Source organism: Bacteroidota bacterium (genome assembly GCA_018816945.1).
In the GTDB taxonomy this organism is placed as follows: Bacteria; Bacteroidota; Bacteroidia; order Bacteroidales.
On record JAHIVC010000099.1, the window covers coordinates 105198 to 129053 of the forward strand.

General features: G+C 34.6%; 20 protein-coding genes. 11 read left to right on the forward strand and 9 right to left on the reverse strand.

Going from position 1 to position 23856, the window contains the following annotated elements:
* Nucleotides 1–25: 25 nt before the first annotated feature.
* Nucleotides 26–817 carry an amidohydrolase gene (locus tag KKG99_14755; GenBank protein ID MBU1014256.1) on the reverse strand — a complete coding sequence of 264 codons (792 nt, stop codon included), beginning with the start codon at nt 815–817 and terminating at the stop codon, nt 26–28.
* Complete coding sequence (locus KKG99_14760; protein MBU1014257.1) at nt 805–1962, reverse strand: aminotransferase class I/II-fold pyridoxal phosphate-dependent enzyme; 1158 nt, start codon at nt 1960–1962, stop codon at nt 805–807. The genes KKG99_14755 and KKG99_14760 overlap by 13 nt, the downstream gene beginning before the upstream one ends.
* A gap of 82 nt (nt 1963–2044) precedes the next feature.
* Here KKG99_14760 and KKG99_14765 point away from each other — a divergent pair, with 82 nt between their 5' ends.
* The 3 genes from KKG99_14765 to KKG99_14775 all read left to right on the forward strand — a co-directional run bounded on the left by KKG99_14765 (nt 2045) and on the right by KKG99_14775 (nt 4258).
* Nucleotides 2045–3235, forward strand: a complete 1191-nt coding sequence (locus tag KKG99_14765; GenBank protein MBU1014258.1) for a phosphoglycerate kinase — start codon at nt 2045–2047, stop codon at nt 3233–3235.
* Between the two features lie 14 nt (nt 3236–3249).
* Nucleotides 3250–3660, forward strand: a complete 411-nt coding sequence (locus KKG99_14770) for a C-GCAxxG-C-C family protein (GenBank protein MBU1014259.1) — start codon at nt 3250–3252, stop codon at nt 3658–3660.
* A gap of 76 nt (nt 3661–3736) precedes the next feature.
* Nucleotides 3737–4258 carry a TlpA family protein disulfide reductase gene (locus KKG99_14775; GenBank protein ID MBU1014260.1) on the forward strand — a complete coding sequence of 174 codons (522 nt, stop codon included), beginning with the start codon at nt 3737–3739 and terminating at the stop codon, nt 4256–4258.
* Nucleotides 4259–4317: 59 nt separating this feature from the next.
* On the opposite strand, the gene KKG99_14780 is transcribed toward KKG99_14775, so the two are convergent.
* The 3 genes from KKG99_14780 to KKG99_14790 are packed head-to-tail and all read right to left on the reverse strand — an operon-like array spanning nt 4318 to nt 6334.
* Nucleotides 4318–4854, reverse strand: a complete 537-nt coding sequence (locus KKG99_14780; GenBank protein ID MBU1014261.1) for a CvpA family protein — start codon at nt 4852–4854, stop codon at nt 4318–4320.
* Complete coding sequence (locus KKG99_14785) at nt 4851–5600, reverse strand: ATP-binding cassette domain-containing protein (GenBank protein MBU1014262.1); 750 nt, start codon at nt 5598–5600, stop codon at nt 4851–4853. Before KKG99_14785 ends, KKG99_14780 begins: the two co-directional genes overlap by 4 nt.
* Nucleotides 5597–6334, reverse strand: a complete 738-nt coding sequence (locus KKG99_14790) for an ABC transporter permease (GenBank protein MBU1014263.1) — start codon at nt 6332–6334, stop codon at nt 5597–5599. The genes KKG99_14785 and KKG99_14790 overlap by 4 nt, the downstream gene beginning before the upstream one ends.
* A gap of 318 nt (nt 6335–6652) precedes the next feature.
* On the opposite strand from KKG99_14790, the gene KKG99_14795 reads away from it, so the two are divergent.
* The 8 genes from KKG99_14795 (at nt 6653) to KKG99_14830 (ending at nt 19612) form a co-directional block, all read left to right on the forward strand.
* Nucleotides 6653–7276, forward strand: coding sequence for a SprT-like domain-containing protein (locus tag KKG99_14795; GenBank protein ID MBU1014264.1), 624 nt, complete (start codon nt 6653–6655; stop codon nt 7274–7276).
* Nucleotides 7277–7324: 48 nt separating this feature from the next.
* The gene (locus KKG99_14800; GenBank protein MBU1014265.1) at nt 7325–8422 is read left to right on the forward strand and encodes a mannose-1-phosphate guanylyltransferase; all 1098 of its coding nucleotides are present in this window, start codon (nt 7325–7327) and stop codon (nt 8420–8422) included.
* Between the two features lie 27 nt (nt 8423–8449).
* Nucleotides 8450–10594, forward strand: coding sequence for a S46 family peptidase (locus KKG99_14805; protein ID MBU1014266.1), 2145 nt, complete (start codon nt 8450–8452; stop codon nt 10592–10594).
* 362 nt (nt 10595–10956) lie between these two features.
* On the forward strand, nt 10957–11433 hold the full coding sequence (locus KKG99_14810) for a CYTH domain-containing protein (protein ID MBU1014267.1): 477 nt from the start codon (nt 10957–10959) through the stop codon (nt 11431–11433).
* A 58-nt stretch (nt 11434–11491) separates the two neighbouring features.
* A complete protein-coding gene (locus tag KKG99_14815; protein MBU1014268.1) occupies nt 11492–13288 on the forward strand; it encodes a hypothetical protein in 1797 nt (598 codons plus the stop codon).
* 211 nt (nt 13289–13499) lie between these two features.
* Nucleotides 13500–15182, forward strand: a complete 1683-nt coding sequence (locus KKG99_14820; protein ID MBU1014269.1) for a Zn-dependent hydrolase — start codon at nt 13500–13502, stop codon at nt 15180–15182.
* Between the two features lie 29 nt (nt 15183–15211).
* A complete protein-coding gene (locus KKG99_14825; GenBank protein ID MBU1014270.1) occupies nt 15212–17311 on the forward strand; it encodes a M3 family metallopeptidase in 2100 nt (699 codons plus the stop codon).
* A gap of 198 nt (nt 17312–17509) precedes the next feature.
* The gene (locus KKG99_14830; GenBank protein MBU1014271.1) at nt 17510–19612 is read left to right on the forward strand and encodes a M3 family metallopeptidase; all 2103 of its coding nucleotides are present in this window, start codon (nt 17510–17512) and stop codon (nt 19610–19612) included.
* 69 nt (nt 19613–19681) lie between these two features.
* On the opposite strand, the gene KKG99_14835 is transcribed toward KKG99_14830, so the two are convergent.
* From KKG99_14835 to KKG99_14850, 4 genes are read right to left on the reverse strand one after another with little or no spacing between them, the layout of a single operon-like run.
* The gene (locus tag KKG99_14835; protein ID MBU1014272.1) at nt 19682–20899 is read right to left on the reverse strand and encodes a PDZ domain-containing protein; all 1218 of its coding nucleotides are present in this window, start codon (nt 20897–20899) and stop codon (nt 19682–19684) included.
* A complete protein-coding gene (locus KKG99_14840) occupies nt 20896–21369 on the reverse strand; it encodes a hypothetical protein (protein ID MBU1014273.1) in 474 nt (157 codons plus the stop codon). Before KKG99_14840 ends, KKG99_14835 begins: the two co-directional genes overlap by 4 nt.
* A gap of 53 nt (nt 21370–21422) precedes the next feature.
* Nucleotides 21423–22613: a TlpA family protein disulfide reductase gene (locus KKG99_14845; GenBank protein ID MBU1014274.1), complete on the reverse strand. Its 1191-nt coding sequence runs from the start codon at nt 22611–22613 to the stop codon at nt 21423–21425.
* A gap of 28 nt (nt 22614–22641) precedes the next feature.
* Complete coding sequence (locus tag KKG99_14850) at nt 22642–23754, reverse strand: redoxin domain-containing protein (protein MBU1014275.1); 1113 nt, start codon at nt 23752–23754, stop codon at nt 22642–22644.
* Nucleotides 23755–23856 lie beyond the last annotated feature (102 nt).

The window sequence follows — 23856 nt, forward strand, 5'->3', positions numbered from 1 at the left end:
GAAAATAGAAGATGAAATTATTTCTCTAATCGAACGTAAATTTATCCCAGTCAGGGCCTACATTAAATTTTCGTCTTAAATCAGTTAAGGTAGTCAGGGATAATTCAACGATGGCAATTTCTTCAATTTTCGGATTAAGGGAAAGCAATATTTCACCTTTTGGATCAATAAGCAATGAGTCTCCCGAATATTTATTTCCGCTTCCATCAATGCCAATTCGGTTCAAGCCAATCACATAGGCCTGATTTTCAATCGCACGGGCAATGAGTAATTGTTTCCATGGATAACTTCTGGAAGCCGGCCAATTGGCTACATAAATCAATAAATCATATTCAAATTTATCGTCAGTATAGGTATTTTTACTCCATACAGGGAAACGTAAATCATAGCAAATCAAAGGACGGATTTTCCAATTATTCAAATTAAATATCAATCTTTCATTACCGGGCCTGATCGTATCAGCTTCATCACCTAAATGAAAAACATGTCGTTTTGAATATTGATCAAAAGTTCCATCCGGTTTCATTGAAATAAAAGTATTGAAATAGGCATTTTGATTTTTCAGCAGCAAACTTCCGGCAATGCTACAATTAAGTTGGGATGCTTTTTTATGCATCCATTTCATGGTTGAACCATCCATATTTTCTGCGAACCTGTCGGGATCAACAGGAAATCCGGTATTAAAAACCTCCGGTAATGCAATTAAATCAACCGGTTCGTCTATTTGAGGTAAAAGAGAATCAAAATGATTTAAATTACCTTGAATATCTTCCCATAAAATATCGGACTGGATTAGTGCTATTTTTAAATTTTGCATAAAATTTCTGCGGCTTTGTTTAATGTTTCTTTTTGTTTGGCAAAACAAAATCTGAGTCTTTTTGATTCCATTCCATCATGATAAAATGAAGAAACGGGTATCGATGCAATTCCAAATTTTTTAATCAATTCCTTTGCAAATTCCATTTCGGGCTTATCCGAAATATCGCGATAATCCAACAACTGAAAATAAGTTCCAAAACATGGGACTATCCGAAAACGTGAAGTCCTGATTTTATCTGCAAAATAATCTCTCTTTTGTTCGTAAAACGAATGAAGTTTATTGTAGTTTTTCTTCTTGCTTATAAAATCGGCAATGGCGTATTGAATTGGAGTATTCACGGTAAACACATTAAATTGGTGAACCTTGCGGAACTCATTCATTAGTTTTTCAGGTGCCAAAACATAACCCATTTTCCAACCTGTAGCATGAAAAGTTTTCCCAAACGAAGCGATGACAAAACTTCGGCGAGCCAGCTCAGGATATTTACAAACACTTTCATGTTGCAAATTGTCAAAAATCAGATGCTCATATACCTCATCACTAATTACAATAATATCCGTTTCTTTAGTCAAAGCTTCCAATTGTAAAATATCGGAAGATTTTAATACACTTCCGGTGGGATTGTGCGGGGTATTAATGATTATTAGTTTTGTACGATGGGTGATCAATCGGGGTAATTCGTCCCAATCTATTGAATAATCGGGCAAAAGAAGTCTGGCATATTTTACCGTTCCTCCATTCAAACGAATTGATGGAGCATAGCTGTCATAAGCCGGTTCAAAAATAATCGCCTCGTCTTCATCTCTTATTATTGCAGAAATGGCAGTATAAATTGCCTGCGTGGCTCCTGCCGTAACCGTAATTTCAGAATCGGCATTGTATTCTGCGCCATATATATCTTTAACCTTTTTCACAATCTGCGCCCTTAGAGCCGGAACACCCGGCATAGGTGCATACTGATTATATCCATTTTTCATATAATGATGAATCAATTCGATCAGTTCGGCAGAAACCGGAAAATCTGGGAAACCTTGAGACAAATTAATCGCATTATGCTCATTTGCCATTTTACTCATTACAGCAAAGATGGAAGTCCCAACATTAGGCAACTTTGTACTCAGTCTTCCTTCAAAATCTAACATTAATATATTATTTAAAAGCAAATTTAATTAATTTAAACAGAAATTGTATTTTTGAATTTCATTGACACCTAAAAATAATCGGATGAAAACAATCAATCAGTTCAGCTTTAAAAACAAAAAAGCATTAATCAGGGTTGATTTTAATGTTCCCTTGGATGAAAATTTTGAAATTACTGACACCTCAAGAATTGATGCTACAATTCCAACGATAAAAAAGGTTTTGAAAGATGGGGGATCTGTCATTTTAATGTCACATTTAGGGCGACCTAAAGGTGGTCCCGAAGATAAATTTTCACTTAAACATCTGTTAAAGTATTTATCATCTGCGTTAAAACTTGAAGTACAATTTGTCAACGATTGTATTGGTGAGGAAGCTAAACAAAAAGCAGTAAACCTGAAAAACAGAGAAGTGCTGCTTCTTGAAAATTTAAGGTTTTATAAAGAAGAAACCGCAGGGGACGAGGACTTTTCAAAAAAGCTCGCTTCACTTGGGGATGCTTATATCAATGATGCTTTTGGAACAGCGCACCGCGCTCATGCATCAACAGCAATAATTGCCAAATATTTCCCTGAAAATAAAATGTTTGGTTACATTATGAACGATGAAATTACCAATATCAATAAGGTGATGGTTGATCCACGGCGACCATTTACTGCAATATTGGGAGGTGCCAAAGTATCGGGTAAAGTTGAGGTGATCACAAATCTTTTGGATAAGGTTGACAACCTTATTATTGGGGGAGGAATGATGTTCACGTTTATTAAAGCCCTTGGAGGAAATATCGGGAATTCGCTCGTTGAAGAATCACTTTTTGCATTGGCAGTTGACACCATCAATTTTGCCAAGGACGAAAATGTGAATCTCTACTTACCAACTGACGCAATTATTGCAGATGGATTTTCAAATGATGCAAAAACAACCGTTTCCTCATCTTATAATATTCCGGATGGATGGATGGGTTTGGACATCGGCCCGGAAACAATTAAAAAATACAAATCGATTATTGAGGATTCAACAACCATTCTTTGGAATGGGCCCATGGGTGTTTTCGAAATGTCGAATTTTGAAAATGGCACAAAAGATATTGCTCTGGCGGTTGCAAAGGCTACTAAAAAAGGAGCTTACTCATTAATTGGTGGTGGTGATTCAGTGGCCGCCATAAATAAATATCACTTAAAGGATCAGGTAAGTTATATTTCTACCGGTGGTGGCGCCATGCTTGAATATATTGAAGGAAAAATCCTACCCGGAATCCAGGCAATAGAAGAATAAATATGGGGCAATCGATCGAATCATTTGTAGCTGACAGGGTACAAGAATACGCATGGAAACAAGATTTGAATTGCGCTCAAACCACACTTTTGGTTTTATCCGAAAAATTTAATATTGAACTTAGCCCTCAGATTATTGATGGCTCTTCGGGCTTAAACGGTGCCGGACAATATCAGGCTCAATGTGGTTTGGTTGAAGGGGCATTAATTTTTATAGGTATTTATTTGCGCTCACAACGGAAGGAGAAGCAGGAAATTCAAACCATGTGCAAAACATATGCCCAAAGTTTTGAAAACAAATTCGGAAGTTTGAGTTGCAGCCGGCTAAGACCAAACGGTTTTAATTTGACAGATCCTCCGCATCTTTGCAGTGATTTAACGGAACAAACTCTGTTGTTTGCCATTGATTTTATTTCAACCTATTGATCTTAATAACGTAATATTCAATAATAAAAAAATATTTGTATAAGTATTCATTTTTAACCTACTAAGCCGAACAGCAATGCTCAAAAAATTCTTCATTTTTCTATTCGTGGTTGGACTCTCTTTTAGTGCTTTTACACAAGAAGAAGAAAACCCGGAAGCCTTCAACCTTACTAAAATTGGTCAGGATGTCCCTAACTTTTCGTTTACCACTATCGACGGTAAAACTTATCAGATGTCCGATCTGAAAGGCAAAACCGTACTTCTTAATTTTTTCGCAACCTGGTGCGGCCCCTGCATGAAGGAAATGCCTCATCTGGAAGCTGAAATCTGGAAAGAATTTCAAACACGTAAATTTTTGATTCTAGCCTTAGGCAGAGAACATTCGATGGATGAAATTGTAAAATTCAACGAGAAAAAAGGATTTACTTTTCCAATAGGCCCCGATCCGGAGCGAAAAGTTTACAACCTTTTCTTTACAAAGTATATTCCTCGCAATGTTTTGATAAATAAAGAAGGGAAAATTATTCTTCAGGAACAAGGTTATACCGAAGAAGGATTTAAAAAATTGATCGAACTGATTGATCGGGAAACAAAATAACGATTAAATACAACGCGATATTTCAATCCGCTAAACTCGTAATTCTGAAGTTTGGCGGATTATATTTTTTTCAGATCTTCTTTATCAATAAAAGGATTTTTAATGTTCCTTATTTTGTCAAGACTAAGTTTGGGAACGATCATCGGTGCAAATTTTTCAATAGGGCCATAAAGCATTGACTTTTGTATTGTATTTTCCTTGATGATGGATTTGCTATAATCAAAACTATTGATGATCCACAAAATAACACTTAACAAAAATAACGCTTTTATTATTCCGAAAACAGCCCCAACTATTTTATTAACAAAGCCCAACAATATAATATCAACAAATTTTTCGAGTATTTTCCCAATGAGAAATACCATAAAAACAACCACCATAAATGTAAAAACAAAGGCAAAAATTGATAAATATTTATCTCCAATATCGAAATTACGGGACAGAAAATCTGCAGCAAAGTAAGAGAAATTGATCGCGAAATAAATTCCAAGTATTAAGGCGACCAGCGAACTAAGTTCAATAATAAATCCTTTTTGAAAACCACGGTAAGTCAGCCAAACTATGGGGATAATCAATATAATATCTAAAATATTCATCGTGTTTTTAATCTTCTGGTCAATTCGTTGGAAAAAATAAAATCATTCAATTCAGCATTTTGGGTGTGTAAAATATCTTTGTTATCACCGGTCCACGAAAGTTTTCCATTAAAAATATAAGCGATACTATCACCAATCTCTAATACTGAATTCATATCGTGCGTATTAATGATGGTGGTAATATTATATTCTATCGTAATTTCTTTAATCAGATTATCGATAACACCAGCTGTACGTGGATCCAGACCTGAATTGGGCTCATCACAAAATAAATATTTGGGGTTCATTGAAATTGCTCTGGCAATCGCGACCCGCTTAACCATTCCACCACTTAACTCGGAAGGCAATAATTTATTAACATTTTCAAGATTGACCCGCTTTAAACAAAAATTAACCCGTTCACGCTTTTCTTCAAGAGTCATTTGTGTAAACATCGAAAGCGGAAACATCACGTTTTCTTCAACACTTTTTGAATCGAACAGTGCCCCTCCCTGAAAAAGCATACCCACCTCCTGCCGAATTTCCATTTGCTGTTTGTTGCTCATATTCGTAAATGAGCGGCCATCATAAATTACCTGCCCCTCATCAGCATTATAAAGACCCACAAGGCATTTCATCAGAACAGTTTTACCCGAACCACTTTGTCCAATAATCAGGTTTGTTTGTCCCTGTTTGAACGACACAGAAACATTGTCCAAAACTTTTTTATCGGCAAAACTCTTTGATATTTCCCTGGCCTCAATCATACCAATAACAGTTGGGTTAAAATCAAATCGAAAATAATAATGATGATACTACTTGAAACTACGGCCTTTGTACTGGATTTACCAACATCAAGGGCACCGCCGGTAGTCGTATATCCAAAATATCCGGATACGGATGCAATAATAAAAGCAAACACGATGGTTTTAATTATTGCATATAATATCGTAAAGGCTTCGAAATCCCATCTTAATCCTGTTATAAAATCCTGAGTGGTTACAATCCCTGATAAGGAACAAGCCAGCCATCCCCCAAATAAACTGACAAAAATGCTTAAGATAATCAAGAAGGGATTGATAATCATGGAGGCTGTTATTTTGGGTAAAATCAAATAATTGGCAGGATTTACACCCATTATTTTTAGCGCGTCAATTTGTTCGGTAACTTTCATGGTTCCGATTTCCGAAGCAATGCGTGATCCAACTTTTCCGGCCAAAATCAAGCTAATGATAGTTGGAGAAAACTCTAAAACAATAGATTGCCTAACTGCAAACCCAACGGTAGTAAGTGGGATAAATGGGCTATCAATATTATAAGCTGTTTGTAAGGCTACAATTCCACCTGTAAAGGCAGAAATAAATAGGACAATTCCTAAGGATTCTATTCCCAAACCCTGAAATTCAAACATTAATTGTTTACGAAAAACACTTCCCTTATCAGGCCGTCTAAAGGTCTCTAACATTAAGAGTACATATCTTCCAAGGGTGCTAATCAGCATAAGTTTAGAAACTTTTGGCTAAGTTAATCAATATTTAAGAATTTATGTTTGTGACCTAAACCAAATTCCTAATTTTGCAACAAAACGAATCTGCTTATAATTTAATTGTTCAAACTTCGTTAAGATGAATACCGTTTATGAAAATTACAAAAATGAACAAGATTTTATTGTGTACTTTCGGCTTAATTTTAATATTCATATTAGCTTCCTGTAGTTCGACAAAACATGCTTTTCCTAAAAAAACCAGAAAAACTAATAAATGTAACTGTCCAACCTGGGGTTATCAAATTAAACAAAAAGAACTTTCCGGCTGTTATTATGGATGATTCTCAAATAATACTAAAAAAATATTTACCTGAAAATTCGCCTGATCTGATTTTTGAATGGATTAAACAATATAAAATTCATTTACGAATTACACGTACCAGAAGAAGCAAGCTTGGCGATTACCGCCAGGCGCATAATGGTTCACCTCATCGTATTTCAATAAACAACAGCCTTAATAAATATGCTTTCCTAATTACACTTGTTCATGAAATAGCTCATCTTGTGGTGTTTGAAAAATATGGAAACCGAGCTAAGCCTCATGGAAAAGAATGGAAGCTTGCTTTTCGTAATTTAATGAACCCCTTCATTATTGAAAGGGTTTTCCCCGATGATTTATCGGCTATCATTTATCAATATTTACAAAATGCAGCTGCATCAAGCAATACCAATATACTGCTGGCTCGAGCTCTCAAAAAATATGACGAAAATGAGGTAATGGGTGTACATATTGAAGAACTAAGTGAAAACACGGTTTTTAAACTTTCGAATGGCAAAATGTTCAAGAAACTGGAAAAAAGGCGCAAACGATTTAAATGTGTAAACCTTGAAAACGGTAAGTATTATCTTTTCGATCCTTTGGCACGTGTTATTCCTTTAGAACATGAGCTAGCATAAGGATATTTTATATCTTTATATCCTAATTTTTTCTGAAAAACCCAACTAATGGAAGTTAACCAAAACAACTATTGTGTTATCATGGCCGGAGGCATAGGAAGTCGATTCTGGCCAATGAGCAAAACTTCAAATCCCAAACAATTTATCGACATACTCGGTTCAGGGTCAACCCTTATTCAACAAACCTTTAGCCGTTTTTTAAAAATTTGCCCATCAGAGAATATTCTTATTGTTACAAATCAGATATATAAAAACCTGGTGATGGAGCAGCTTCCAAATATTTCTGAAAATCAGGTACTATGCGAACCCATTGGACGAAATACCGCACCATGTATTGCTTATGCAAATTATAAAATACTGCAAACAAATCCGGATGCAAAAATTATTGTAGCTCCTTCAGATCATATTATTTTAAAAGAGAATGAATTTATTAACACCCTGCTTTCTGCACTCAAGGCTTCGACTGATAATGACTGGCTCATCACTTTAGGAATCAGGCCAAGCAGGCCCGATACAGGCTATGGGTATATCCAATACCTGGATAAAGAAATTTATAAACCTGATAACCGATTAAAAAAAGTAAAAACTTTTACGGAAAAGCCCGCTCTTGAAAAAGCAAAAATGTTTTTAGAAAGCGGCGACTATCTTTGGAATGCCGGTATTTTTATCTGGTCGCTGGCAAGCATCAATAAAGCTTTTGAAATGTATCTCCCAAACGTTAATTCTCTTTTTAAAAAAGGAATTGGATTATACAACACTGCCAACGAAACCTCATTCATTAATGAAACTTATACTTCCTGCCAAAACATTTCAATCGATTACGGGGTAATGGAAAAAGCAGATAATGTATATGTACTTGCTTCAGATTTTGGATGGTCGGATTTAGGAACCTGGGGTTCACTATATGATGTCCGGGAGAAAGATCAAAACGAAAATTCCATCATCGGTAACAATGTAATGACTTACGATACCAAAAACTGTATTGTTCATGTGCCAAAAGACAAACTTGTTGTTTTACAAGGGCTCGATAATTTTATTGTTGTTGAAAATGATGGCGTTTTACTCATCTGCAAAAAAAATGAAGAACAACAAATAAAACAGTTTGTTACCGATGTAAAAGAACAAAAAGGTAACCAATATATTTAATCATTAACCATTTATTTAATTAAAAACATGAAAAAACTAATTTTACTATTATTTATTGCATTACTTGGTATTCAACCGGTAGTAAATGCAAATGAAGGCATGTGGATTCCTTCATTAATAGCACGACTCAATATTGCCGAAATGCAAAAAATGGGTTTCAATTTATCTGCTGAAGAACTTTTCAGTATTAAAAATTCAAGCATTAAAGATGCGATTGTAATTTTTGGAGGCGGTTGTACGGGTGAAATTATTTCGTCCGAAGGTTTGGTAATTACTAACCATCACTGTGGTTATGGCTCGATCCAAAAAGTGAGTACCGTTGAAAATGATTATTTGACCAATGGATTTTGGGCGTATAGCAAAAAAGAGGAAATTCCGATATCAGGTTTGTCTGTTCGTTTTTTGATAGACATGAAAGATGTAACCAGCGAAGCTTTGAAAGGGGTTAATGCAAATATGACCGAAACGGAAAGAAAGGAATTGATTGCCCTCAATTCAAATACCATCCGAAAAGCTGCTATCGAAGGCAATCATTATGACGCATTGGTAAGAAGTTATTTTGAAGGAAACGAATATTACCTGCTGGTTTATGAGCGTTTTGACGATGTTCGATTGGTTGGAACCCCTCCTGAAAGTATTGGGAAATTTGGAGCCGACACTGATAATTGGATGTGGCCGCGTCATACCGGTGATTTCTCGATGTTCAGAGTGTATATGTCGCCCGACGGAAAACCGGCTCAGTTCTCAGATAAGAATATCCCTCTTAAACCAAAGCATTTTTTACCAATCTCATTAAAGGGCGTTAAAAAAGATGACTTTGCAATGGTAATGGGTTATCCCGGAAGCACTGATCGTTATTTGTCATCTTGGGGCGTTGAACAGGTTATTGACCAAAAAGCACCAATGACCGTAGCAATTAGAGATCGCGTCTTAAATATTATGAAAGAAGACATGGATGCTTCTGAAAAAATCAGACTACAATATGCTTCAAAATTTGCTGGTATTGCCAATTATTGGAAATTTTATATCGGACAAAAAAAAGGGTTAACCCGATTAAAAATTGCTGATAAAAAAAGAGCTTTGGAAGCTGATTTTGCTAAGTGGGCAAAAGGCAAACCTGAATTCGAACCAGCTTTAGGATTAATGAAAGAAGGAATTAAGGAAGTGTCAAAAAATTATCCTGCCAGTTTATATTTTAGTGAAGCAATTCAACGGGGCAATGAAATTATCAGATATTCAAATACTTTTAAATCGCTCTATACCGAACTTTCAAAAAAAGAACAGGATACTAAAAAAATTGAAAGTATAATCAGCAGACTAAAAAGTGGTATTGAAGGTCATTTTAAAGATTATAATGCACCTACTGATCTTAAATTATTGGCAAACTCTTTGAATCACTATTATACAGATATTCCTAAAGAAGTATCTCCTAAATATTTTGTTGAAATAGCTGCCAAATACAAGACAGATTTTAACAAAATAGCTGATGATATGTTCAAAAATTCAATCTTTGGCGATGAGCAAAAAGTGGCCAAATTTCTTGATAACCCAAGCCTAAAATCATTAGAAAAAGACCCTGTTTTTAAACTAATGCAGGCCTTTTATGATAATCAGGAAATAATTTCGGCAAAAATGGTGCTTCCTTATGAAAATTTAGCAAAAGGAAATCGATTATTTGTTGCAGGTTTGCAGCAAATGAACCCCGACCAAAGATATTCTCCTAATGCAAACTCAACCATGCGTGTAACCTATGGAAGCGTTCAGGATTATTACCCTGCAGATGCTGTTCACTATAACTACATTACAACCCTTGATGGCGTAATGGATAAAGAAGATCCAAATGTCAGGGAGTTTAACGTTCCTAAAAAATTAAAACAAATTTACGAAGCCAAAGACTACGGTGACTATGCAGAAAATGGAACCGTTGTTACCTGTTTTTTAACCAATTTGGATATCACAGGTGGTAACTCCGGAAGTCCTGTTATTAATGGCGATGGACAATTAATTGGACTTGCTTTTGACGGCAACTGGGAAGCCATGAGTGGCGACATCGCTTTTGAGGAAAAACTACAAAGATGCATTGCGGTTGATATTCGTTATGTGATGCTTATCATTGATAAAATGGCAGGTGCTCAAAATTTATTAGATGAGATGACCATTGTTAAAAAGTAATTTTTACATAAATACTATAAAAAAAAGAGGCCGGTTGGCCTCTTTTTTTTGGTGCGATTGAAAAGTTTGATTAAAAGACAACTAAGGGCTCCCCTTCCGATAGGTTCTTTTGTTAGAGATCTTTTTTCAATGCAATGTTAACCAGAAACAGACATGACACATTATTTCACAGCCAACATGGATATATACCACAGATTTAAAAATGTCGCACCTTAAAAAGAATTTTTTTATGATTTAAATTTAAATATTAGCTTAAAATTTTGTCTATCATTCCATTACGCGATTTAAATTTTACAAATAATTTTAAGCTTCAATTAACAACATAAACACTATTTTTGATTTATAATATAAATAACTGCCCAATGGGAGTTGAAATTGAAAGAAAATTTTTAGTCGATAAAAATCTTTTTAAGCCTTCCGTAAAAGGGGAATTGGTGCATCAGGTTTATTTGAAAAGGAATAATGGTCGTTCTGTTCGTGTAAGAATAATTGGGACAAATGCTTTTATAACAATTAAAAATACCATTACTGCAATGGTTAAAAATGAATTTGAATATGCAATTCCTTTACAGGATGCACAGGAAATGATCGAAATATTTAAAGATCTGCCGGCTATTAAAAAAATCAGATATCAGCAGGTAATTGATGGGAACGAATGGGTAGTCGATGAATTTTTAGGAGAAAATGAAGGTCTTTTAATGGCAGAAATTGAGCTTCCCTCTACCTCAACTTCATTTTCCAAACCGGCTTGGTTGCTAAAAGAAGTTACTGATGACTTCAGGTTTCATAACTCCAGCCTTGCAGCTCTTCCTTTCAAAGGTTGGACAGAGAAACCTTAACATTTTTTAATATCTGCAAGTTGGCATAATGTTTAATTTTGATTTCAAATATTCATTTATGATTCCTCCTTTGCCTTTTTATCAAAAACGCTTTGATCGATTTTCAGAAGAACTTAAAAAAACTTCCCAACTTGTTGAACGCTATTCCGTAATTCGCATCCTTGTTTTTATTGCCGGATTGATTCTTCTTTATTTTTCAACAACCTTTAGCCTGAATATAGCCTTGGCCTATTCTGCATGTTTCGCAATTGTTTTTGGATTTATTGTTTATCATCATGGCATACTGCATAAACTTAAAAAAAACCTGACCATTCTGAAGGATATTAACAAGAATGAAATAGCAGCAATAAATGGAGAGTTTGGGCATTTTAATAAGGGAGAGGAATTTATAAGCAACGAAAATCATTATGCTGATGATTTGGATATTTTTGGAACAGGCTCCCTATTTCAATATTTAGACAGAAGTACCACCTTTAGCGGAAAGGAAAAATTAGCCCATTGGCTGGCAAATCAGGAATTAAATACCGAACAAATTTTACTTAAACAAGAAGCGGTTAAAGAACTTGCAGATAAACCTGAATGGAGACAAAACCTGCAACTGATTGGCAAAAATACCGATGAGAAAAAACAAGATGTACTTGATATCTTGAAATGGCTTGAAGAAGAACCTCTCATTAAAAACAAGAAGTTTATATATTTTATTATTCTGGTTAATCTGATCACTTTTACATTATTAACCTTGAGTATTTTAGCCATAATTCCATCCGTAATTTTTATTCTTCACATAATGATAATCCCTTTTCTTATAATAGGACCTTTCGTTAAACGTATAAATCTAATTCATGCCCAATTGGGCAAAAAAACCGACTTGCTTTTAAAATATTCGACCATTATTAAACTGATAGAAGGAGAAAAATTTACAAGCAATTATTTATTCAACCTTAAAAAAAACAGTGCAATCATTGATAATAACGCAAGTCGAATTATTAAGAATTTATCGAAAATTTCATCGGCTTTTAACCAACGCCTGAACATGATAGCAGGAGTGTTATTGAACATTTTTTTATTGTGGGATTTGATTCAAACGATACGTCTTGAAAATTGGAAGAAAAGACACAAGGAACAATTGGTAAAATGGTTTGATGTAATCGGTGAATTTGATGCCCTTTCAAGCTTGGCTTGCTTTGCTTTTAACAATCCGGGTTATCAGATACCAAAAATTAGCGAGAAGAAATTTCTAATTCAGGCTGAGGAAATGGGTCATCCGCTTATTCATCATAAAAACAGAATAAATAATAGTATTGCGATTTCCGGACAACAACAGTTTGTGATTATAACAGGCGCAAACATGGCAGGTAAAAGTACTTTTTTACGAACCCTTGGAGTGAACATGATTTTGGCATCAGTAGGAGCTCCGGTTTGTGCACAGGCATTTGAATGGAGCCCGATTCAAATCTTCACCAGTATCCGCACCAAAGATTCCTTGTATAAAAACGAATCGTATTTTTTTGCAGAACTCAAGCAATTAAAAGTACTGATCGATCAGTTGCAATCCGGAAAACGATTATTCATCATTCTGGACGAAATTTTAAAAGGCACTAACTCAAAAGACAAACAAACAGGTTCAATGCACTTAATTGAGCAGCTTATCCGTTTAAATTCTTCCGGCATTATTGCCACGCACGATCTTGCTTTGGGCGATCTGGTCAAAACTTACCCAAATAATATCAGCAACATGCGATTTGAGGTAGAATTTAATAATGATGAACTGGTTTTTGATTATAAACTTAAATCGGGAATTTCGCAAAACATGAACGCTACCTTTCTTATGAAAAAGATGGGAATCACGGTCTAGTTAAATAACTATTTCATGGTTTTCAACAGTTTATTGTATCTTCTTTAGTTATAGGAATAACAAATTCCTAAAATATGTTTAATTTCGTGGTTACGAATCAAAAACCTCAAAATCATGAAATGTCCATTAAAAAATTTAATCATAAATAAAATGTTTAGTTATTTATGGACATTCCATCTGACCTATTTATAAACTTTAAAAAAATAAACAGATGAAATCAAAACTATTTATCCTTTTTTTTATGAGTATCATTTTAATTACCTCTGGATGTTCTTCTATTAAAAATGGCAAGAATGAATCAGTTAGTATCATTCCACCTAATATTGCCCTAAATCCTACATCGGTGGAAGAAGTAGATAGTCGTTTGCAAATTTATGCTCCTTTTGAATTAAAAAGCGATGTAAGCCATTTGTCCGACAACGAAAAAGAAATTCTTCCCCTCTTGTTCCAGATTGCTGATATTATGGAAGAAATATATTGGGAGCAAACCATTGGAAACAGAGAAGATTTTTTAAATCGCATAAAAGATCCTGGTTCAGCTTTATTTTCCTTAATCAATTATGGCCCCTGGGACAGATTAAATGGAAACCAATCATTTATTGCAGAAATTGGTGACAAACCGGCAGGAGCTAATTTTTATCCTGTTGATATGACCAAAGAAGAATTTGAAGCATTCACGGACCCAAATAAAACCAGTCAATATACCCTTATCAGAAGGGACAAGAATGGCTCGTTGAAATCAGTATGGTATCACGAGGCTTATAAAGATGAAACTGAAAAGGCGGTGAGCCTGTTAAAAAAAGCAGCTAAACTCGCCGAAGATCCGGGATTTAAAAAATATTTAACCCTCCGTGCTGAAGCGTTGGCAACCGACAATTATCAAGCGAGCGATTTTGCCTGGATGGATATGCAAAACTCTAATATTGATTTCGTGGTTGGTCCTATCGAAAATTACGAAGATGCACTTTATGGTTATAAAGCCGCTCATGAATCTTTCATTTTAATTAAAGATATTGATTGGAGCAAAAAGCTGGCAAAATTCGGAGCAATGCTTCCTGATTTACAAACCAAATTACCTGTTGAACCTGAATACAAAAAAGAAGTACCCGGTTCAAATGCCGATATTTTTGCTTACGATGTGGTTTATTATGCTGGCGATTGCAATGCCGGAAGCAAAACCATCGCAATCAATCTTCCAAACGATGAAGAGGTACATTTAAAAATGGGCTCACGTAAGCTGCAATTAAAAAATGCAATGCGAGCTAAATTTGAACAAATAGTGGTTCCGATTTCCAAAATGCTCATCGACGAAAGTCAACAAAAATATGTCAAATTTGATGCGTTTTTTGAAAACACCATGTTTCATGAAGTAGGACATGCCATGGGAATAAAAAACACCCTCGACGGCACCCAAACCGTTCGTGCAGCACTTAAAGAAAAATATTCATCAATGGAAGAAGCTAAAGCCGATATTATGGGGCTTTACCTTGTAACCCAATTATACGAAATGGGAGAACTTACTCAGGGCGAAGTGATGGATAATTATGTTACCTTTTTTGCCGGAATATTCCGATCAAGTCGTTTTGGAGCAGCCAGTGCGCACGGCAAAGCAAATATGATGCGATTTAATTATTTTGCAGATAAAGGTGTTTTCACACGAAGCGAAGAAGGAACCTATACCATTCATTTCGAAGAAATGAAAAAAGCAATGATCAGTTCGCTACAAGATATTCTTACGATTCAAGGTAATGGCGATTACGAAACAGCCTCAAAACTGATTGAAGAAAAAGGAATTGTTATGCCTACTCTTCAAGCTGATCTTGATCGACTTGGCAATGCTAGTATCCCTGTTGATATTGTCTTTTCACAAGGACTTTCAAGACTTGGATTATAATCATTAACCTATAACTAAACTTAAAAATAATGAAAAAGATGATCATCATGCTTTGTTTTACATGTCTTGGAATCATTTCATGTAAGCAGAAGGCAGAACAAACTGAAACCGTAAATCCATTCTTTAGTGAATATAATACACCTTTTCAGGTACCTCCTTTCGAACAAATAAAACTTGGACATTATATTCCTGCTTTTGAAAAAGGAATGCTTGAACACAAAAAAGAAGTTGATGCAATAATTAATAGTAAAGAGGAAGCTACTTTTGACAACACGATTGCAGCTATAGATAAAGCAGGAGAGTTGCTTGGAAAAGTATCAATGGTATTTTATAGCATTGTCGGTGCAAATACAAATAAAGAGCTGGATTCTATCCAAATGGTGATTGCTCCTGTTTTGGCTGCTCATGGTGACGATATCAGATTAAACCCCAAATATTTTGAAAGAATAAAAGCCGTTTATGATAATCGTGAACAATTCAATTTAACTGCCGAGCAATTATTTATTCTCGAAAACCAGTATAAGGGCCTGGTGAGAAATGGTGCTGAATTAACCTCTGAGAAGAAAGAAGAGTTAAAAGCCATCAACCAAAAACTTTCTACACTTGCTGTTCAATTTGATCAAAATGTATTGAGCGAAACCAACAGTTTTAAATTGGTTATTGATAATGAAGCTGATTTAGCCGGCTTGCCTGAATCTGTTAGGGCGGCAGGTGCTGATGATGCCAAAGCAGCAGAAATGGAAGGAAAATGGGTATTCACAACTCAACGCCCAAGTATGTATCCTTTTTTACAATATTCCGAAAAAAGGGACTTAAGGGAAAAATTGTACATGGCCTATACAAATCGTTCAAATCACGATGACGATAAAGACAATAAAGCCATTGTTGCACAAATTATGAAACTTCGTGTTGAAAGAGCTAATTTGTTGGGATATAAAACACATGCCCACCTTACTTTAGAACCACGAATGGCAGGTACTCCCGATAGGGCCATTGCATTGTTAGATCAACTCTGGAATGCTGCATTGCCTATTGCTAAAAGCGAAGCTAAACAAATGCAAGCCGTGATCGATAAAGAAGGTGGTAATTTTAAACTTGCATCGTGGGATTGGTGGTATTATGCTGAAAAAATACGGATGGCAAAATATAATTTGGACGAGAATGAAGTTCGTCCTTATTTCAAATTAGAAAACGTTAGGGATGGTGCTTTTTGGGTTGCCAATCAATTGTATGGAATTACATTCACCCCCATTGAAAACATTCCCTTACCTCATCCAGATGCACAGGCTTTCGAAGTGAAGGAAGCTGATGGAAGTCATTTATCAGTTTTATACATGGATTTTTATCCAAGAGAAAGTAAGAGTGGAGGTGCATGGTGTGGCAGTTATCGGGATCATCATTTTTTAGATGGAAAAGAAATTAAGCCTATTGTAACTGTTGTATGTAATCTAACAAAACCTGCAGGTGACACTCCATCACTTTTAAGCATGGATGACGTTTCTACTTTATTCCACGAATTTGGTCATGCCCTGGATGGTATGTTTGCAAAAACAACTTATAATTCAAATTATATTGCTTGGGATTTTGTTGAATTACCCTCACAAATTATGGAACATTGGGTAACTGAGCCAGAAGTTTTAAAACAATATGCAAAGCATTATCAAACGGGAGATGTAATTCCAAATGAATTGGTTAAAAAAATGGATGCCGCCAGTAAATTTAACCAGGGTTTCGTTAATGTTGAAATTATAGCCGCTTCATTGCTCGATCTTGCTTATCACACGATTGAAAAACCTGTTGATATTGATGTTGCCAAATTCGAAAAAGATTATTTGAACAGCATTGGTTTAATTCCTGAAATTGAATCGAGATACAGAACTACTTATTTCGGACACATCATTGGTGGATACGATGCAGGTTACTATAGTTATACCTGGGCCGCTGTTTTGGATAATGATGCTTATGAAGCATTTACCGAAAATGGCATCTTTGATAAAGCAACTGCCGATAAATTCAGAAAATGCATTTTAGAAAAAAATGGTATTGAAAATGCCATGGAAATGTATGTTAATTTCAGAGGCAGAGAACCGAAAATAGAACCTTTATTAAAAAACAGGGGCCTAAATTAAAAGCCTTCTGTACAATTTTAAAGGCGGGAAATTCTCCCGCTTTTTTTATATTATGCCATTTTGTGGATATCTATGGAATCCTAACTTTCATCCCCATCAATTTAAAGAAGGTCTAAATAAACATGACAAAGTAAATAGTGTCGTGCTTATTCCTTATTTTTATCCTTCTTAACCAATTGTTTAATTAAAAAATTAGCTGTGAAAAAATTAATAATGTTTGTTTGTATAGCAGGCTTAGGACTAGCTGCATGCAACACTCAGGAAAAACAGGTAGCCGATAATGGCAATCCGTTCTTCTCTGAATTCGATACCCCTTTTCATGTTCCTCCTTTCGATAAAATTAAAGCTGAGCATTATATGCCTGCATTTTTAGAAGGGATGAAACTTGAAAAAGCCGAAATTGAGGCAATTGTAAATAATCCGGAAGCCCCAACATTTGAAAATACAATAATTCCTTATACGCGAGCCGGTAGATTTTTAGGTAGAGTAAGTTCTGTATTTGGCGGATTAAGCAGTGCAAATACAACTGATGAATTAAAAGCCATTGCGAAAGAACTTTCACCTATTCGTTCAGCCCATAGCAATGAAATCAGTTTAAACCCTGCATTGTTCCAAAGGATTAAAACTGTTTACGAACAAAGAGATTCTTATAACTTAGAACCGGATGCACTTTTTATGCTGGAAAATTTATATGGCAGTTTCGTCAGGAATGGTGCCAATTTAGATGATGATGCAAAAGAAAAACTCAAAGAAATTAATGTGGAACTTTCCGGTTTAAGCGTTCAATTTGGTCAGAATCTATTAGGAGAAACCAATGCTTATCAATTAATTATTGAGAATGAAGCAGATTTAGATGGTTTACCTGAAAACATTAAGGCTCTGGGTGCTGAAGAAGCTACTCGTGCTGGTCTTGATGGTAAATGGGTTTATACAACACAACGTGCCAGCATGTATCCTTTTTTGACTTATGCCAAAAACCGAGATTTACGTAAGCAAATTTACACCGCTTATACCATGAGGGGTGATAACGATAATGAGCGTGATAATAAAAAAATTGCATCAGACATTTATAAATTAAGATTACGACGAGCCAATTTGTTAGGTTATAAAACCCATGCAGACTTAATTCTTTCAACACGGATGGCTAAAACTTCCGAACGTGTTTATGATTTATTGGATCAGGTATGGTGGCCGGCATTAGAAGTTGCCAAAAAAGAAGTAAAAGACATGCAGGCCATTGCTGATGCCGAAGGCGGTAAATTCAAAATTGCTGCCTGGGATTGGTGGTATTATGCCGAAAAAGTTAGAGCCGATAAATACAATTTTGAAGACAGCGAAATTCGCCCTTATTTTTCCCGAAAAAATGTACAGGATGCCATATTTTATGTAGCTAATCAACTTTATGGGATAACCTTTACAGAAGTAAAGGATGCTCCAAAACCTCATCCTGATGCATTTCTTTTTGAAGTAAAAGAAGCAGATGGAAGTCACCTGGGTGTATTGTATCAGGATTTTTACCCGCGTGCCAGTAAAAATGGCGGCGCATGGTGTGGCGGCTATGAGCGTTACAAAATTGTTGACGGAGTAGTAACTCCACCTATCATAACGATGGTTACTAATGTTGCAGCTCCTGTCGGAGACTTGCCAGCATTGCTAAGTATTGATGATGTCACTACTGTATTTCATGAATTTGGTCATGCATTGGACGGATTGTTCTCTAATGTTCGTTATGAGCAAACTTTCAGATCGACTGATTTTACAGAATTGCCTTCTCAAATTATGGAACATTGGGCTATGGAACCTGATGTATTAAAAGTATATGCAAAACATTATAAAACAGGTGAAGTAATTCCTGATGATCTGATCGAAAAAATTCAAAAATCCAGCTTGTTCAATCAGGGATTTATTACCGTTGAATTTGTTGCGGCTGCACTAATCGATATGGAATATTATACACAAACGGTAGAAAAGGATTTAGATATCAGGGCTTTCGAAAAAGATTTTTTTGCAAAACGAAAATTAATACCTGAAATTGCGCCACGATACAGAACCACTTATTTCTCTCACATCATTGGTGGGTACTCAGCCGGATATTACAGCTATTTGTGGTCTGGAGTACTTGATAATGATGCCTTCGAAGCATTTAAAGAAACCAGTTTGTTCGACCAGGAAACAGCACAAAAATTCAGAAGAGAAATTCTTGAACCTAATGGTTTAAAAGATCCGGATGAAATGTATTTTAATTTCCGGGGACGTGCACCAATCATTGAACCTTTGTTAAAGAGCAGGGGATTGAAATAGTTCCTAAATAGCATATAAAAAACCCATTGGAATATTTCTGATGGGTTTTTTATTGTTATTATATTTCAGTTAAAGAATTTCCCTTAATTGAATATTTAAAATTAAGGATTCATTATTTCTTTGAATTGTCAATTTTATAGATTCCGACCTCTTAATAATCTCCTGTTGTTGTTCATGGCTTATTTCCTTAATCGACTGGCCGTTTATATGAGTGATTTTATCGTCAATTTTTAAACCTGATTTTTCAGCAGAAGAATTTTTATATAAACCTGTTATATTCCAAGCATCCATTGTGACTGCTCTGTCAACAAATGCGAATCCCAGACGAGGGATTTCAAAAGAATTATTAAAATCACCATTGGGTTTTAGGTAAAGAATACTATTTCTGAAATCAATGATAATGTCAAACTTTTCTAATATCCGATTACCAAGTAAGCCTAAGTTTTTGTTTGACGAAAGTGCCCCATATTTATCCTCACTATAATCCATCACAAAATCATTGAGTTCGTAATCCCCAATAAACAAAGACTTGGCAATAAAATCATTTCTTGAAGTCTCGCCACCAACACCTCCGTATTTCGAATAGTAGTTTCTTTTTTTATTAACATTATTTCCCAGATCAAATTGTTTGGCTGTCGGGCTTGTTAATGATATACTTCCACCACTACCCAAATCAAGGGTACACTTTCCTATAATTTCTAACGAATCATTAATGTTTAATTTAATGGGAACATAAAGCCTATTATTTACATTTTCACACCTAATTTTTGTATATCCATTTGTGATAGCAACATTAATGCTATCATGGATTTTCATGTACTGATAATTGTAATTGATTTCTAATATTTTTACGTTAAAATAATTCCTCCCTAAAATGCCATCCGCAAAATCGCCAAGAATGTTTTTCAGTCCTAAAATTGGAACATTGCTGGTTCTATAATTATTATTGGCAAATTGAAAGCTAACTGTATCCAATATCAATTTTGTTTTTTGTGGTTTTGATCCCACCCCGGGTAAAAAAGCTACAACAATTTTATCATAAGCAAATTTATTATCCCCGAAAAATAAGGAGTCAATATATAAATTATCAGCCCCGGTATCAAATACAAAAACGCTTTTAGCTTTATCAACAATTCCTTCTATATAAATATGCTTCCGATAAATAATTGGAATGGCACCTGATGGTAATTGAAATTCAGTTTTTGTGATAGTTTTTTGAACAGGTTCTTGAAAACTACAAGACAACAAACAAATAGCCACTAAGGTCAGTTTAAACATATTTCTCATAATCCTTTATTGGTTAATTGATTTTTGTTTGTTCTTCTATTCTCTTTACTTTCTATAAAAACTCCATCTTTGTAAATAGAAATCCCTGTTAAATGGTGGTTTTCTGCATAAAACTTCCAATGGCCATGCCAGTAAAATCTTATTTTATCTGTATGAAATTCTAAAATACCATAGCCTTTTTGTTGAATTTTTCCATGTTCATTGTAATTTTTGACCTTAATTCTTTTTTTAAGATGACGTTCTTTCATCATCAATTTTCCTTCGGAGTTATACATTTTGCAAACCCCACTTTCTCGGTCATTTTTATAATGAAACCTTCTGGCTGGTATATGTTTTTCCTTATCCCAATACATCAACCAAAGGCCTGTTTTTTTTCCATCCGCATTTATTTTGTTGTAATATTTGCATTGCGATTTTACCGATAGGGTAATTATCATAATGATGAAAATGGAGATTGCTTTTTTTATCATACTTAATCTATTATGGGATGGCGTTCTTATGAGAGGAAACCATCGGCTTTAATTTATATCAACTTATTTATGGTATCACGAATCTCTTTATCTGTTGTTCCCTTTCCATAACCATTAATTACTTTCCTTATAATTCTGTTTTCATCTAAAATAAAAAATATAGGAGCGCTATTAATTTTATAATCACTCTTTACCTTCTCGGTTGCCTGAAGATACATATAATCAATCTTATGTTTATCCCGATATTTTTTAATCCCATCTAAGCTTGATACCCAGGTTTCAATACTGACCAATTCAAAGTCCTTATCCTTGTTTTCTGTGAACAACTGTTTTAAAAAAGGAATGGCCATCTGACAATGTCCACAACCAATCCCTGTAAATTGAATAAGTACTACTTTACTTTTTAAATCCTTAAAATCTATGAGGGTGTTATCCGCATCTTTTAATAACCATTCGGGGGCTGTTTTTCCTTCAAATTCATTTTTTGTGACACTTTTTGCAATTTTATATTCTCTTAGCTTATAATCGGGCATAAAATAATCCGAGACCTTAAAATTTTCAATTTTATGCTCATTTAGTATAATAAATTCAACAACTTCAACAGTTTTTTCATGGAGCATATCCTGTACAATTTTAAAAGGCAAGCCGTTCGACTTATTTACCCAAATTTCATATAATGAATTTTCGCCTATTTTCGATCCATAAGGTGTTTCATAAACTGGTATCTTACCAACAAAATGAACTTGATGATCAAATATTGATACAATAAATTGAATCTGTTGACCAAAATCTTTTGATTCAATCAAAACACTATCTTTTGTTTCATTGACAAACTTGATAATATTTTTTGCCATTGTTATGAAAGGCGGATAAACAATCCGAAACGGCCAATAGTTATATTCAAAATTATCAATAACCAAGGTTTTGTCTTCATCATAAACCAGAACCCGAACGTTTCCATCATAAGCAAATTGCATTCTCGTTGTATCATCCTGATATAGTTTCACAAAACTTGCCCCAACAGAAGTATCAGCAGGATTGTCGAACCACTTAAAATAAAAATGTTTATCTCCAAACATTGAAATGGTGTCGCCCTGCTGATAGGTTGTTTTAGTTGAAAAATATGTAGCAGATTTAATTTTTCCAAGATTATTTAAAACCTCTTTTAAATATTCACTTTTTGATTGACCAACGAGGATGCTTGCAATTAAAACAAATAACAGCAATAAAGATGTTCTTTTCATGATGAAATATTAGGGTTTTTGTATGATATTAAATTGCAAATATCGTTTTCAATTTTTCATCCAGTTGACCCGTTCCCAGAAATTTATCAATAATTATTCCATTAGGATCAATTAAAAAATAGGTCGGCATAAAATAAACCTTATAGGACATAATAACATCACCATCACTGCCTTTAAAGTCGCAAACTGTGCTCCAAATCATGTTATATTGTTTTGTGGCATTCTCCCAGTCTTCTCTTTTCTTATCGAAAGAGATGCTTATGATTTCAAATCCCCTATCACGATAGGCTTGGTAGTTCTTTAACATGTTAGGCAATTCAAGGGTACACGGATTACAATTTGAACTCCAAAAATCAAGCAAAATATATTTGCCTTCAAAATTACTTAATCCAATTAAATTACCATCGAGGTCGGGTAATTGAAAATCGGGTGCTTTATCTCCAATTTTTAAATCTAAGCTTAAATCTAAATATTTCTTGATCGAGATTCCATAGCTGCTTGCTTTCATTCGATCACTTAAGTTTTCAAATAATTCTTTGGTCTTATCTTTAGGAATTGTATATGTCATTAATCGTTTTAGGGTGAAAGCACTGTAGAGCTGATCCGGATTATCTTTTATATAATTAGTTTCTACATCCTTTATTGCTTGTGATATTTCTCTTCTTTGAGCACTTAATGCCAATCTTTTTTCTGTTTCTTCTTTTGGCAAAGCGCTGTATTCTTTTATGAGACTATCGTAATTCTGCTTTAATTGAAATTGTCTTAACTCAACAATATCTGCTTGTTTTTGAATAACCGAACCTTCTATTTTTGCATTTTTCAAATTTCCTTTTTCGGCTTTAATGGTTAGTGAATTATTTTCTTTCCAAAAAAGCTTATTTTCAAATTCCTCTCTTTTTTTATGATTGAAAACTGTACGTATTGAAAACAATGTTGGTTCATTCACTTCTGCTGAAAAAACAAGATGGTTATTAATAATATAGCCTGAGTCTTGTTTTTCAGTTTCATGATTGAAAAGAAAGATTTTTGTACTATCTGAAAAACCAGAGGTTTCTAAAATTATTTTTGAATAATCTTCTTTTTGACTACAGCTTGTTAAAATAAGGAAAAGCGAAATAGATAAATAAAAGAATTTTTTCATGTTTTTTATTATTTGGATGAAGAAACAAGGCCGTTATCAAGAACGATGCGATGACAGCCTTGTTATATTTAACTAACACACACGTTGCAAAACTAATCTTTT